This is a genomic window from Bacillus sp. EB106-02-03-XG38, from assembly GCF_058792175.1.
In genome coordinates, this window is the sequence record NZ_JBYTED010000004.1 from 96,582 (window position 1) to 110,631 (window position 14,050).

Below are 14,050 nucleotides of genomic sequence, written 5' to 3' on the forward strand. Positions count from 1 at the left end.
AAAAGGATTAAATATGCTACTTTGGAATGAATATGTATAGTATCTTTTTGAGGGGTTGGCTTATTCAATATATTGAGGCCTCGTGAGAATTTAAAATGTATACGTTAAACTACTTATTTAATTCTATATAGGAATCAGGGGTTTTGAAAGGTCTTTTTCACATGGATATGGAATATATTTCTTTTGTTATGCATGTTAAATTCCCCATAATTAATTTAGAACATTCAGAAAAACCGATTGACATTAGGAAATTATTGCTATAAAATCAACGGTAATTGCATAGTCTTATCAAGAAAAGGTGGAGGGACAGGCCCGATGAAACCTTGGCAACAGCCGTATAACGGAATTGTGCCAAATCCTGCAGGTAATAAATCCTGAAAGATAAGAAAGAGCCTTTAGAGCGTGTTTTCAAACTGCTCCTTTCTTGTTTTCAGGAAAGGAGCAGTTTTTTATTTTGTATAAAAAGAAAGGAGAATGAGAGATGGGAGAATCATGGGGAAAAGGAACAATTTGTGTGCAAGGTGGCTATACACCAAAGAATGGTGAACCGCGTGTTTTACCGCTTTATCAAAGTACAACGTATAAATATGATACTTCGGATGATTTAGCGGCCTTATTTAACTTAGAGGCGGAAGGATATATATATACGCGCATTGGAAACCCTACTTTAGCTGCATTTGAGCAAAAGCTAGCGGATTTAGAGGGCGGTGTAGGAGCTGTTGCAACGGCTTCTGGGCAGGCTGCTATTATGCTTGCCGTTTTAAACATTTGTAGTAGCGGAGACCACTTGCTTTGTTCTTCCACAGTTTATGGCGGGACGTTTAATTTATTTGGAGTAAGTTTGCGTAAGCTTGGTATTGATGTTACATTCTTTAATCCAAATTTAACTGCTGATGAAATTGTGGCCCTTGCTAATGATAAGACGAAACTCGTTTATGCAGAATCGCTAGGAAATCCGGCGATGAACGTTTTAAATTTCAAAGAATTCTCAGATGCAGCGAAAGAGTTGGAAGTGCCTTTTATCGTGGATAATACATTAGCAACTCCTTATTTATGCCAAGCGTTTGAACATGGAGCAAATATTATCGTTCATTCTACGACGAAATATATTGATGGTCATGCGAGTTCCTTAGGCGGCATTGTCATTGACGGAGGGAACTTCGATTGGACAAACGGGAAATATCCTGAACTAGTTGAACCGGATCCAAGTTATCACGGCGTAAGTTACGTTCAAAATTTTGGTGCAGCAGCTTATATTGTGAAGGCACGTGTTCAATTATTAAGAGACTACGGAAACTGTATGAGCCCATTTAATGCGTATATTAGCAATATCGGTTTAGAAACACTGCATTTACGAATGGAGCGTCATAGTGAAAATGCTCTTGCAGTTGCTAAGTGGCTTGCTAACCATGAACGTATTGAATGGGTGAATTATCCGGGATTAGATAGTAATGAAAATTATTCGTTATCACAAAAGTATTTGAAGAAAGGTGCTAGTGGTGTTTTAACATTCGGCATTAAGGGAGGATTAGAAGCAGCGAAAGAATTTATCGCAAATGTAAAACTAGCAACTCTCGTAACGCATGTGGCGGATGCACGAACTTGTGTTATACATCCTGCTAGTACAACGCATAGACAATTAAGTGCTGAAGATCAGCATTTAGCTGGGGTTACATCAGATTTAATTCGTTTATCAGTTGGTATAGAAGATGTTTCTGATATTATTGCAGATTTAGAAGCAGCGCTAGTCGGAGGCAAAGAACATGCCGATCATAATTGATAAAGATTTACCAGCTCGCAAAGTGTTGCAGGAGGAAAATATTTTTGTAATGACGAAGGAGCGAGCAGAAACACAAGATATACGGGCATTGAAAATTGCTATATTAAATTTAATGCCTACAAAGCAAGAAACAGAAGCGCAATTACTTCGTTTAATTGGCAACACACCGTTGCAATTAGATGTTCATTTACTTCATATGGAATCACATTTGTCTCGCAATGTAGCACAGGAACATTTAACGAGCTTCTATAAAACATTCCGTGATATTGAGAATGAGAAATTTGATGGACTTATTATTACAGGAGCACCAGTTGAAACTCTTTCTTTTGAAGAGGTAGATTATTGGGAAGAGCTTAAACGCATTATGGATTATTCAAAAACGAATGTAACATCTACGCTGCATATTTGCTGGGGAGCACAGGCTGGTTTGTATCATCATTATGGCGTTCCAAAGTATCCTCTTAAGGAGAAAATGTTCGGTGTATTTGAACATGAAGTCCGTGAGCAACATGTGAAATTGTTACAAGGATTTGATGAATTGTTTTTCGCCCCGCATTCTCGTCATACAGAAGTACGAGAGAGTGATATTAAAGAGGTGACAGAGTTAACATTATTAGCAAACTCTGAGGAAGCCGGTGTCCACCTTGTTATTGGGCAAGAAGGAAGACAAGTGTTTGCGCTCGGTCATAGTGAATATAGTTGTGATACGTTAAAGCAAGAATACGAACGAGATCGTGACAGAGGGTTAAATATTGATGTGCCAAAAAATTACTTTAAGCTTAATAATCCAAATGAGAAACCGCTTGTAAGGTGGAGGAGCCATGGGAATCTATTATTCTCTAATTGGCTGAATTATTACGTGTATCAAGAAACCCCTTATGTATTATAAAAAAAGATTGTGTAACACGTGGCAACGTTTTCTTTGTAATGATTAATCTTTATTTTTCCGAATGTTCAAAAAACATTGTTTTTCAGATTTTTTACTCATATAATTTCATCTAAACACAATTTTTGAGGGGTGGACAGTAATATGAAAGAAATTCAAGTTGGTTTATTAGGTCTTGGGACAGTTGGTAGCGGTGTAGTTCGTATCATTACAGATCATCAAGAGCGACTTATACATCAAGTAGGTTGTCCTGTGAAAGTAACGAAAGTACTAGTACAAAATATTGAAAAAGAGAGAGAAGTAGAGGTACCTTCTACTTTATTAACACAAAATGCAAATGAAATTTTAGATAATCCGAATATTGACGTTGTCATCGAAGTAATGGGTGGCATTGATGATGCGAAAGCATATATTTTACAAGCCTTACAAAGCGGGAAGCATGTTGTGACTGCTAATAAAGATTTAATGGCGTTACATGGAGCGGAACTCTTAGCGGTAGCAAAAGATAATAAAGCCGATTTGTTTTATGAAGCAAGTGTAGCCGGAGGGATTCCGATTTTACGAAGTATCGTAGAAGGACTTTCTTCAGATCTTATTACGAAAGTAATGGGAATTGTAAATGGGACGACAAATTTTATTTTGACGAAAATGTCAGATGAAGGGAGAGCATATAACGACGTGTTAAAAGAAGCCCAACAACTTGGATTTGCAGAAGCAGATCCAACATCAGATGTAGAAGGTTTAGATGCAGCAAGAAAAATGACGATTTTGGCTACTCTTGGATTCTCTACAAATGTAGAGCTTGGAGATGTGAAGGTAAAAGGTATTACTTCTATTACAGAAGAAGATATTGAATACAGTAAGAGTTTAGGATACACGATTAAATTAATCGGTCTTGCGAAGCGAGATGGTGAAAAATTAGAGGTTACAGTCGAACCGACACTACTTCCAAATACACATCCTCTTGCGGCCGTACAAAATGAATATAACGCTGTATATGTGTATGGGGAAGCAGTTGGAGAAACGATGTTTTATGGACCGGGTGCAGGAAGTTTACCGACAGCAACAGCTGTTGTTTCAGATTTAGTAGCTGTCATGCAAAATATTAGATTAGGTGTAAACGGAAATAGTGCAGTATCACCGCAGTATAAAAAGGTATTAAAAGAGCCAGACGAAATTGTTGTGAAGAAATTTTTAAGACTTCATGTAAAAGATGAAATTGGTGTATTTGCAAAAATCACTTCGTTATTCTCTGAGCGTGGTGTTAGCTTTGAAAAGATTATTCAAATGCCGCTTGAAGAGAAAGGGAAGGCTGAAATTGTAATTGTAACGCATCGTGCGTCTCTTGCTGATTATGATTATATTCTACATACATTGCAATCGTATGAAGAAATAGATTGTTTGAAAGCAAATTATCGAATTGAAGGGGATGCTAAGTAGCATCTCGTATCATAAAACAGAAAGAGCCTATTAAGCAGCTTGCTTAATAGGCTCTTTTCTATTTAAAATCTTCGTACCAACTTGAATAAATGCTTGGATAATCCAGCCTGTTGTAAAGGATAAAATGATTGTTCCAAAATAGATAGGTCCATCTAATAAGAAGCTTAATGTTAAAAATAAGAATGCTAACGAAATTTCTGTCCTTCTAAATGTCCATTTCTTTTTCTCAGCAACTGTTAAAACGAAAGCTTCTTGAGGTGCTGCGCAAAGATTTGTAGAGACGTAAAGACCAATACCGGCTCCAATGAATAGATTTCCAAAAACAAGTGTTATATATTTTGGAAGAGAACGGATAGCGTCCATAATAGTTGTAAGGGAACCAATCCAATCAACAAAAAGAGAAATAAGAACCATTGTTACAATTGTACCAATTGTAATTTGTTTTTTATTCCAAAAGAGTACGATAAGGGTAAAAGCAAAGTTAATCATGAAAATCCAAAAACCGATACTTATCCCGAAATTTTGATATAGTGCAATAAAGAAGGAATCATAAGGGCTAAGTCCAAAGGAGGTAATTGTCGTCATCATATTAATGCCGATGGCGAGAGTGAGTAGACCACCAATGAAAAATATATATTCTAATTTGAACCGAAGCATAGTTGTATATCCTTTCAAAATGTATTTGCTAGGAAAGGATATATTGTGGAAAGCTTACCAGGTCAAGGGAGAATTTTTGCAGGGAAGGGGAAAATGGGATGACGAATATAAGAAAGATTGCTGAACTTGCTGGGGTATCTGTTTCAACTGTTTCACGTGTACTGAATAATCATCCATATGTGAATGAACAGAAACGAAAAGAAATTTTAGCAATTATAGAAGAATTAAATTATACGCAAAATGTGAATGCAATTCATTTAGTGAAAGGAAAAACGAATGTCATTGGCGTGTTATTACCACACGTAAATGATCAATATTATAGCGCTATTATCGAAGGAATATCAAAGGAAACAGCAAAGAATAATTATAATATGATGCTTTGTCAGACGAATTATAGTGAGGAAAGAGAATTAGAAATTTTGAATATGTTAAAAATGAAAAAACTTGATGGGGTTATTATATGTTCACGGGCAAATAGTAAGGAAAAGCTTGAAGAATATACGAAATTCGGCCCTATTGTTATGTGCGAAGAAATCGACTCGAATTTCATTTCGAGTGTGCATATTGATTACTATAAAGTGTTTTCGCGTGGAATGAAAAGCTTAATAGATGCGGGACATACAAGTATTGGGTATTGCATTGGAAGAAGTAATAGCATTAATAGTCAGAGAAGAAAACAAGCATATGAAGATTCACTTCAACAGATTGCTGTAACACCGATAGAGGACTGGAAGTTTAAAGGCTGTTTTACAGTGGAAGATGGGCGTAATGTAATTAGGGAATGGGCCCATATGTCAGTAAAACCAACAGCGTTTCTTGTATCTTGCAACCATATTGCGGCGGGAATGGTAACGGAAGCAAAAAAACAAGGAATTCGTATGCCAGAAGATATTACAATTATCGGTTGTGATGATCAAGATGTGGCAGATATTTTAGGGATTACGACGATTTCATATTGTAGTAAAAATGTTGGTGCAACGGCATTTGAATTATTATATGAAAAGATTAATGATGAGCAAATCGATATAAAGCACGTAGAGTTATTACCAGAACTAGTACGTAGAGAAACAACATAATGGATAAGGTGTGAAAATCGCTTTTCAAAATGGCGTTTGGTATAATTATGGACAATCTATGAGGGCTAAAAGGGGTTTTGATATGAGATCAAAAGTAGTAAAAATAATTCTACTCATTACAATTGCATCTTTCTGTTTATTTGCATATGGCTTTGTTTCAGGTGTAAATGATGTATTAAATCCAAAAGCTTCAAATTTAGTTAAAAAGACCGATGTAGTGGCAAAAGAGAAAAAGAAAACGGGAACGTTACAAATCGTTAGTTTAGGTGATTCATTAACACGAGGTGTTGGTGATAAAGAAGGAATTGGCTATATTGGACGGATGAAAGAAGATTTACAAAAAGATTATAAGCAAAAGGTTGCTTTAACGAACTTAGCTGTTAGTGGAGCAAAAATGCCGGACTTATTAAAACAAATGGAGAGTAGTGGGGCTCAATATTCAATTAAGCAAGCGGATGTAATCGTTTTAACGATTGGAGGAAATGATTTATTTCCAGGGTGGGAATCGCTTGGAAAGATAGATTTAGAAACATATCGTCCTGATACGGAAACATTCCAGAATGAAGCGAAGAAAATTATAGAAGAAATTCGTAAGTTAAATACAGATAGCCCTATTTTTTGGCTAGGTTTATATAATCCTTTTGAAGATGTAGAAGATTTAAAAGGGTCTTCAAATATTGTTGTAGACTGGAACGCATCTTTAGAAAAATTAGCGGTAAATGATAAAAATGTGTATATTACACCGACATTTGATTTATTCCAAAACCGCGGGAAAGATTTATTATACTCTGATCATTTCCATCCAAATGAAGTAGGGTATACATATATGGCAGACCGATTAGTTCAAAATGTTGTAAGTAAATTAAAGCTAGAACAAGGAGGGGTAAAATGACGACGATACTTTCCGTACGAGACGTGAAGAAGGTAATTGGAAAGAAGACGATTGTAGAGAATATTTCCTTCGATGTAAAACAAGGAGAAGTGTTTGGCTTCCTAGGACCGAATGGCGCTGGAAAAACGACTACCATTCGAATGTTAGTTGGATTGATTAAAGAAACAGAAGGTACGATTTCTATCGGCGGTTATTCTATTAAGGAAAATTTCAGAGAAGCGATGCGTCAAATTGGGAGTATCGTTGAAAACCCAGAACTGTATACATATTTAACGGGATGGGAAAATTTAAAACAATTTGCCCGTATGTTAGGCGGTATATCAGATGAACGTATTATTGAAATTGCTCAAATGGTTCATTTGGATGAAAGAATTCACGATAAGGTAAAAACATACTCACTCGGTATGAAACAGCGTCTTGGTATTGCGCAAGCACTTCTTGGAAACCCTAAATTGCTCATATTAGATGAGCCGACAAACGGTTTAGACCCAGCTGGAATTAGAGAACTTAGGGAATTTATACATAAGCTTGTGAAAGAGGAAAATATGAGTGTTTTTATTTCAAGTCATTTGCTAAGCGAAGTACAAATGATATGCGATCGTGTGGCGATTATTCATAAAGGTAAAATGATAACAGTTGCTAAGGTTGAAGAGTTAATTAAAACAGCAAGTGACCGCGTAGAATGGATTGTTACACCGATTCTTAGGGCAAAGGATATGCTAGAAGATGCTGAAGAAGTAAGAGAAGTGAGTATAGAAGGTGATCGATTACTATGCCGCATGAATATCGCATCTATAAGTAGTTGGAATAAACATTTTGTAGAAAACGAGATAGATGTACATAGTGTTAAGGAGCTTGTATTTACGCTAGAAGATCTATTTATTGAACTCACAAGGGGTGAGCAGCATGCGTGAATTTGCGAATTTAGTTTTAAATGAATCGGAGAAAATTTATCGTAAGAAGCGCATTTTTGTTGTCATGCTTATTTTAGCAATCTTAATCCCGCTTTTCGTGTATGCGCAGTATCGTGAAATAGAAACGACACAAAAAAGACTCGGTACAACGGATTGGAAGGTTTCGCTGCAACAACAAATTGTTGATTCTCAAAACCGCTTGAACAACTCTAGATTACCAGAAGAATGGCGCGATTGGTTAAAGGTAAGAGTGGAGCAACAACAATATTATTTAGATCATGATATTAACCCAATGGCACCCGGTGCGCCAACCTTTGTAAGGGCGTTTATTGAGCAAGGAATTACATTGTTTATTCCGCTTCTCGTAATGATTGTCGCTATTGATATTGTTTCAGGAGAACGAAGTGATGGAACGATGAAGATGCTACTTACGCGGCCGATCAGGCGCTGGAAAATACTACTTAGTAAGTACGTAACGATGTTATTTTTCATTTCACTCATACTGCTCCTTGTAGGTGTATTTGCTTACATATTATCCGGGCTTGTGTTTGGGTACTCAGGATGGAATCTACCTGTGTTAACAGGGTTCGTTATTGATAAGGAAACGTTAAATACAAATTTTGTACATCTTATTCCGCAGTGGCAATACGTATTAATGGCGTATGGACTAGCTTGGTTTGTTGCTATTGTTGTCGGAACGATATCCTTTATGGTTTCTGTTTTAATTCGAAACACACCAGCTGGTATGGGCGTTATGTTAGCCGCACTAATTGCAGGTGGTATTTTAAGCTCATTCGCAACATCTTGGGAAGGCGCGAAATATATTTTCAGTGTGAATTTATCATTAACAGATTATCTATCAGGAAAATTACCTGCATTACAAGGGTTATCGATGGGATTTTCTTTAATGAATTTAACTGTATGGGCCGTTGTGTCCCTAATTATTTCGTTTGTAGTATTTACAAAGCAGGATATGGTGAATTAATTGGACGGGAAGTGAAAGCATGAAAAATGTTTTGAAAAATGATTGGGGCCCATTATTGGCACCGGAATTTGAGAAAGAATACTATCTTACTTTAGCTAATTTTTTGAGAGAAGAGTACAGCACACATGTTGTTTATCCGAAAGCAGAAGATATTTTTAACGCTCTAGAATATACAAGTTATGAAAATACAAAGGTCGTTATTTTAGGACAAGATCCATATCACGGGCCGGATCAAGCACATGGTTTAAGCTTTTCAGTACAACCTGGTATTAAAACACCACCGTCCTTGCTAAATATGTATAAAGAACTTCGAGATGAATATGGTTATGAAATCCCGAATAACGGTTATTTAGTAAAGTGGGCAGAGCAAGGAGTTTTATTATTAAATACTGTACTAACAGTTCGACAAGGTGAAGCGAATTCTCATAAAGGGAAAGGATGGGAGCATTTCACAGATCGCGTAATTGAGCTATTAAATGAACGTGAAAAGCCAGTTATTTTCATATTGTGGGGACGTCATGCACAGACGAAGAAAAAGCTAATTACGACTACGAAGCACCATATTATTGAATCTGTACACCCAAGCCCACTATCAGCAAGACGTGGTTTCTTTGGGAGTAAACCATATTCTAAAGTAAATACGATTTTAGCTAATATGGGTGAGAGAGAAATTAATTGGGAAATTCCAAACCTATAAATAGAAAAGGTAGTTAACAGTCGTTAACTACCTTTTTATTATTGTTGCTCGTTCTTTAATTTAGCATCTAGTACAAAAGTACCAAATGGGATAACTGATGAAACAAATGCCCCAAGTGCCCATGCAATTGATTTGCGGTGTACGATTGTTACTTGAATTACCGCAAAGATGAATAGGATAAATAAAACACCATGAGCCATACCTGTAATTTTAACAGCTGTCGCAAATCCAGCAAAATATTTTAATGGCATTGCTACAAATAATAGTAATAGGAAAGAAATCCCCTCAATTAAGCCGATTGCTCTTAATCGTCCGATTGGTGTAGATAACATGAAGCAGCCTCCTTTAACGTATGCTTGTATATAGTAAATTTGTATTCTTTTTCAAAATAAAATAGTCTATTTTGTTTCATTATATACAAAAAGAAAGTTTACACTACGAGAATAGTGCAAAGTTCAAAATATAGTCACAAAAGCTTGGTAATTTAAATAAAAACCTATTTGAAGTATTTGACTTCAAATAGGTTTTATGAATGAAAATATTAAACAAGTACTTCGTTTTTTAGTACGAACTTTTCTACAACTTTTGCAACGCCATCGTTCATATTTGTATCTGTTACGTAGTTTGCAATTTCTTTAATATCATCAGGTGCATTGCCCATTGCAACACCAAGACCAGCAAATTCGATCATCGCTTGGTCATTATAGCTATCGCCCATTGCGATAACTTCTTCGCGCTTAATGCCAAGTTTTTGAATCAGTTTGTTTAAGCTCGTTCCTTTTGTAACACCAGCTTCAGTAAATTCTAAGAAGAATGGTTTAGAACGCATAACGCTTAATTGACCTTCTAGTTGTTGTTGTAGTTTCTTTTCTACTACAACAAGACGTTCAGCTTCTTTGTTCATTAATACTTTTACTACAGGCTCTTTAACAGCAGCTTTAAAGTCATCTACTACAACAATTGGCATACCAGTAATATCGCTCTCAATTTCAGTATAAGGATTATTTTCTTCTGTTACGATATCATCGCCCATATAAGTATGAATCCATATATCTTCAGTTTTACTAATTTCAAATAGGTTGTGAACGATTTCAGGAGATAGCGTACTACTAAAGATTTCTTCGTTTGTTTTACAGTTAATAATTTTTGCACCATTAAAAGATAGAATGAAACTGCCGTATTCTTCTAAACGAAGTTCTTTCGCTACATTGCGCATACCAAACGTTGGGCGCCCAGAAGCAAGTACAACTTTTACACCTTGCTCTTGTGCAGTCATTAGTGCCTCTTTCGTACGAGGTGAAATAGTATGGTCATCACGTAATAAAGTATCATCTAAATCTAAAACAATCATTTTATAAGTCATATTGAAAATTCCTCTCTTTGTTGAAATAGAAATAAAGTTTTATGAAGATATTGGGGAATATATAGTAAGACATCGAACTTCTTTATGTGAAAGTAGGAGAAGTTCTATATTGATAGTATAAATTACCATGAGCAACTTGCCCATGATAATTTATACCGCTAATGCCTAATTAGTTTTCACTTTACCATTATCGTAACAACTCTAAAGATAGAGTGCAATAATGGAAGTTTTCCAATTTACGATGGTTGTTTTTCTGTTGAACGAGAAAATAGTATTTCGAGCAGAATTGCCATTACAGATCCAAGAACGAGACCGTTACTTAAAAACGATGCTAGAAATGGAGGGAGCGTAGAAAATGCTCCCGCTGGAACAAACATAACGCCGACCCCTGTAAAGATTGAAAGGCCCGCTACCTTAAATAATCGTTCTTTATCTTGTACGGTTTCATATTCACGAAAAGCAAGACCAATCATACTTGCAAATACAGGGTAAATGGCAGCATATCCAACTGCGACAGGTATCGCCGCAAAGAATGAAGTAATCTTCGGGAATATACTAACGAGAATAATAAAACTTGACCCTAACATAAATGGGAGTCGTTTATAAATATTAGTCGTTGCAATAAAGCCTGCTGATCCAGAAATAGCGACAGGTCCAATAGCTGAAAAAAGACCTCCTAGCAATTGATTGATTCCTGTTATAATACCGGCTTGTTTGAAACGATCTGGTGCAGCATTCTCTTCATATTTAGAAACAACTTTTTGCACAACACGAATACTCGCTAACATATTCGTTAGAAGTAATAGTGTAACGAAAACGACCGTAATGGCCATGTTCCATTCAATACGAGGCATTCCGAAAACAAATAGAGACGGAAAACGGATTATATCTGTCACAGGCGTTACTGGATTAGATAATCCGAAGCATGCGAATAGTATCCAGCCGCAGACGATACTGAAAAGAACTGAATATTGTCCAATAATAGGTAGCTTCATGATGAAAAAGGATAGTAAAATAACAATCAGTGATAGAATAAATACGTCAGCTTGTACTTCCGTATGTTTTCCGTCAAGACCGAACATTCCTTTTAAGAAGGACCCACTAAGTTGTGCGACAAGAAGAAATAAATAAGTTCCAATGACTGTCGGTGTAAAATAGCGAACTAGTTTATCGATAAGTCCAAAAACACTAAGAATAATACAAATGATTCCGCTTAATAGGAAGGCATATTGAAGGACTTTAAGCGTTTCATTGCTTGATCCAAATAATACGACGCCTAAACTTGCATAAAGGGAGAAAATCCCCCACCAAAGTCCCGCAGGACCTTCTTGAATAGGGAGTTTATGCCCAAATAGAGCTTGCAGTAGGCCAGCAAAACCAAGAACAAATAATGTTCTTTGTACGAATGCAATAGCTTCAGCGCCATCGAGACCGTAACTGGTTGCGACGCTAATTGGTACGATAAGGCTCCCAGCTAAAATAAATAGCGCCCATTGTAAGGCGGAAAGAAATGTTTTCATTATATCAACCTCTTTCATAGATTCCGTATCTAGTATATATGTATTTCATTTCCACTGGCAAAGATTGTAGATAGAGAAAAGAGTTGAAACACAATATGAATGCACGTAAGCAATTATGGATAGCAGTTATATGTATGACCTTTGTTGTAATTCTAGGAACGTTAGGATTTATGACGATTGAAGAGATTAGTTTGTTTCAAGCATTTTGGATGACGATGATTACGGTATTAACTGTTGGATACGGAGATGCTGTTCCTGTAACGCAAGCGGGGAAAGTATTTGCACTTCTTATTATACCTGTTGGTGTCGGTATCGTTACGTATGCAATTGGTGTAGTGGCAGCAATGATTATTGAAGGGAATTTATTTCACGCAGTGCGGAGGAAGAAGATGGATAAACAAATAGCGCAGTTACAAAATCATATTATCGTATGTGGTTGTGGTAGAGTCGGGCTTCAAGTTGTACATGAATTGAAAGAAAAGAACATTCCATTTGTTGTCGTGGATAAAGATGAAAGTATATTGGAGAAGGAAAAACTTTTGTATGTACACGGAGATGCAACAGAAGACCAAGTGTTACATCAGGCCGGTATTTCAAAGGCAGCAGGTTTAGTTGCTATCGTAGCAAATGATGCTGAAAATGTATTTATTACATTAACAGCTAGAGGATTAAATGATGCAATTAAAATTGTAGCGAGGGCAGAAAAGCCAGAAACCGAAGACAAATTAAAGAGGGCTGGGGCAAATAAGGTCATTAATCCATCTAGTATGGCAGGAATTCATATTGCAAAAGGTATTGCGAATCCGCTAACAGTTCATTATATTGATACAGTACTGTATGGGGTGGAGCAGTCATTTGTAATTGAAGAAATTGCAGTCGGCGAGGGCTCTATTTTAGCTAGTAAATCGTTACTCGAGAGTGATGTGAGAAATCAATTTGATGTAACAATTTTAGCGATTTTGAGAAATGGGAATGTTATACATAATCCAACGGGGCAGGAAAAACTACAAGAACATGATATGATAATAGTATTTGGTTCAGTAGAGAAGCTGGGACAATTTGAGAAAGAACTACAAAGTAAGAGGTGAAAAGGAATGCAAATATCAAGTGATAAAATTTTAAATAAAATGGCGAATGAAATTGCAAAGGCAAAAAGCAGTGAAGGGCAAAAATCAAAAGAGCATGTATTAGTTGTGCGTGCTTTATGCGATTTACTATTAGATGAACAGGTTGAATCTTCTACGTATAGAGAGCCACAAATTCAATCACAAATCATCGGATCACAGCCAATAACGATGCAACCAATCGCACCGATTTCTGATGAGCCAGTATATATAAAAGAAAGTGATGCAAACGGTAATTCTTTATTTGATTTTTAGAAGATAAATCGTTTGGCTTATATGAAAAAATTGCTTATGATAAAGGTAAAAAAGGGGAATTAAGATGAAAATTTTCTTTTTACTAGGTTGTATTGCGGCAGGGCTATCTGTTGCTTTAGGGGCTTTTGGAGCACACGGTTTAGAAAATAAAGTTTCTGCAAAAATGTTAGAAGTTTGGAAAACAGGCGTTACATATCAAATGTTTCATGCAGGTGGACTATTCATAGTTGCTTTATTGATGGATAAAATTCAATCATCACTTTTAACTACTGCTGGCTGGCTTATGGTAGCTGGAATTATTATGTTCTCAGGCAGTTTGTATGCATTAAGTACGACAGGTATTAAGTTCTTTGGCCCAATTACACCTCTTGGTGGCGTAGCGTTTATTGTGGCATGGATTTTAGTTGGAACTGCAGTTGTAAAAGGATTATAAAAAACAAAAGCTGGCATATGCCAGCTTT

General features: G+C 36.3%; 15 protein-coding genes and 1 riboswitch. Of the genes, 11 read left to right on the forward strand and 4 right to left on the reverse strand.

Going from position 1 to position 14,050, the window contains the following annotated elements:
- Positions 1–282 precede the first annotated feature (282 nt).
- A riboswitch (SAM riboswitch) is annotated at positions 283–388 on the forward strand.
- A 93-nt stretch (positions 389–481) separates the two neighbouring features.
- The 3 genes from AC3WTI_RS19250 to AC3WTI_RS19260 all read left to right on the forward strand — a co-directional run bounded on the left by AC3WTI_RS19250 (position 482) and on the right by AC3WTI_RS19260 (position 4,106).
- A complete protein-coding gene (locus AC3WTI_RS19250) occupies positions 482–1,780 on the forward strand; it encodes a bifunctional O-acetylhomoserine aminocarboxypropyltransferase/cysteine synthase (RefSeq protein ID WP_144488452.1) in 1,299 nt (432 codons plus the stop codon).
- The gene (metA, locus tag AC3WTI_RS19255; protein WP_144488451.1) at positions 1,764–2,669 is read left to right on the forward strand and encodes a homoserine O-acetyltransferase MetA; all 906 of its coding nucleotides are present in this window, start codon (positions 1,764–1,766) and stop codon (positions 2,667–2,669) included. The genes AC3WTI_RS19250 and metA overlap by 17 nt, the downstream gene beginning before the upstream one ends.
- A 141-nt stretch (positions 2,670–2,810) precedes the next feature.
- Positions 2,811–4,106, forward strand: a complete 1,296-nt coding sequence (locus AC3WTI_RS19260; RefSeq protein ID WP_087959125.1) for a homoserine dehydrogenase — start codon at positions 2,811–2,813, stop codon at positions 4,104–4,106.
- Between the two features lie 30 nt (positions 4,107–4,136).
- On the opposite strand, the gene AC3WTI_RS19265 is transcribed toward AC3WTI_RS19260, so the two are convergent.
- Positions 4,137–4,763: a YczE/YyaS/YitT family protein gene (locus AC3WTI_RS19265; protein WP_087959126.1), complete on the reverse strand. Its 627-nt coding sequence runs from the start codon at positions 4,761–4,763 to the stop codon at positions 4,137–4,139.
- A gap of 98 nt (positions 4,764–4,861) precedes the next feature.
- Here AC3WTI_RS19265 and AC3WTI_RS19270 point away from each other — a divergent pair, with 98 nt between their 5' ends.
- From AC3WTI_RS19270 to AC3WTI_RS19290, 5 genes are read left to right on the forward strand one after another with little or no spacing between them, the layout of a single operon-like run.
- Positions 4,862–5,839, forward strand: a complete 978-nt coding sequence (locus AC3WTI_RS19270) for a LacI family DNA-binding transcriptional regulator (RefSeq protein ID WP_144488449.1) — start codon at positions 4,862–4,864, stop codon at positions 5,837–5,839.
- A 10-nt stretch (positions 5,840–5,849) separates the two neighbouring features.
- Positions 5,850–6,731, forward strand: coding sequence for an SGNH/GDSL hydrolase family protein (locus AC3WTI_RS19275; protein WP_142286711.1), 882 nt, complete (start codon positions 5,850–5,852; stop codon positions 6,729–6,731).
- The gene (locus AC3WTI_RS19280) at positions 6,728–7,645 is read left to right on the forward strand and encodes an ABC transporter ATP-binding protein (RefSeq protein ID WP_098904129.1); all 918 of its coding nucleotides are present in this window, start codon (positions 6,728–6,730) and stop codon (positions 7,643–7,645) included. Before AC3WTI_RS19275 ends, AC3WTI_RS19280 begins: the two co-directional genes overlap by 4 nt.
- Positions 7,638–8,630, forward strand: coding sequence for a DUF2705 family protein (locus AC3WTI_RS19285; protein ID WP_087959130.1), 993 nt, complete (start codon positions 7,638–7,640; stop codon positions 8,628–8,630). Before AC3WTI_RS19280 ends, AC3WTI_RS19285 begins: the two co-directional genes overlap by 8 nt.
- A gap of 19 nt (positions 8,631–8,649) precedes the next feature.
- Positions 8,650–9,327, forward strand: a complete 678-nt coding sequence (locus AC3WTI_RS19290) for a uracil-DNA glycosylase (protein WP_098904128.1) — start codon at positions 8,650–8,652, stop codon at positions 9,325–9,327.
- Between the two features lie 38 nt (positions 9,328–9,365).
- Here the strand turns inward: AC3WTI_RS19290 and AC3WTI_RS19295 are convergent, their stop codons facing one another.
- The 3 genes from AC3WTI_RS19295 to AC3WTI_RS19305 form a co-directional block, all read right to left on the reverse strand.
- Positions 9,366–9,659: a DUF3817 domain-containing protein gene (locus tag AC3WTI_RS19295; RefSeq protein WP_000953389.1), complete on the reverse strand. Its 294-nt coding sequence runs from the start codon at positions 9,657–9,659 to the stop codon at positions 9,366–9,368.
- A gap of 209 nt (positions 9,660–9,868) precedes the next feature.
- Positions 9,869–10,690: a Cof-type HAD-IIB family hydrolase gene (locus AC3WTI_RS19300; RefSeq protein ID WP_144488448.1), complete on the reverse strand. Its 822-nt coding sequence runs from the start codon at positions 10,688–10,690 to the stop codon at positions 9,869–9,871.
- Positions 10,691–10,926: 236 nt separating this feature from the next.
- A complete protein-coding gene (locus AC3WTI_RS19305; protein ID WP_144488447.1) occupies positions 10,927–12,210 on the reverse strand; it encodes a purine/pyrimidine permease in 1,284 nt (427 codons plus the stop codon).
- 95 nt (positions 12,211–12,305) lie between these two features.
- Here AC3WTI_RS19305 and AC3WTI_RS19310 point away from each other — a divergent pair, with 95 nt between their 5' ends.
- From AC3WTI_RS19310 to AC3WTI_RS19320, 3 genes are all read left to right on the forward strand, one after another.
- On the forward strand, positions 12,306–13,298 hold the full coding sequence (locus tag AC3WTI_RS19310; RefSeq protein ID WP_142286713.1) for a potassium channel family protein: 993 nt from the start codon (positions 12,306–12,308) through the stop codon (positions 13,296–13,298).
- 6 nt (positions 13,299–13,304) lie between these two features.
- A complete protein-coding gene (locus AC3WTI_RS19315) occupies positions 13,305–13,589 on the forward strand; it encodes a YwdI family protein (RefSeq protein WP_087959135.1) in 285 nt (94 codons plus the stop codon).
- A gap of 64 nt (positions 13,590–13,653) precedes the next feature.
- Positions 13,654–14,022: a DUF423 domain-containing protein gene (locus tag AC3WTI_RS19320; RefSeq protein WP_087959136.1), complete on the forward strand. Its 369-nt coding sequence runs from the start codon at positions 13,654–13,656 to the stop codon at positions 14,020–14,022.
- The last annotated feature ends 28 nt before the right edge of the window (positions 14,023–14,050 follow it).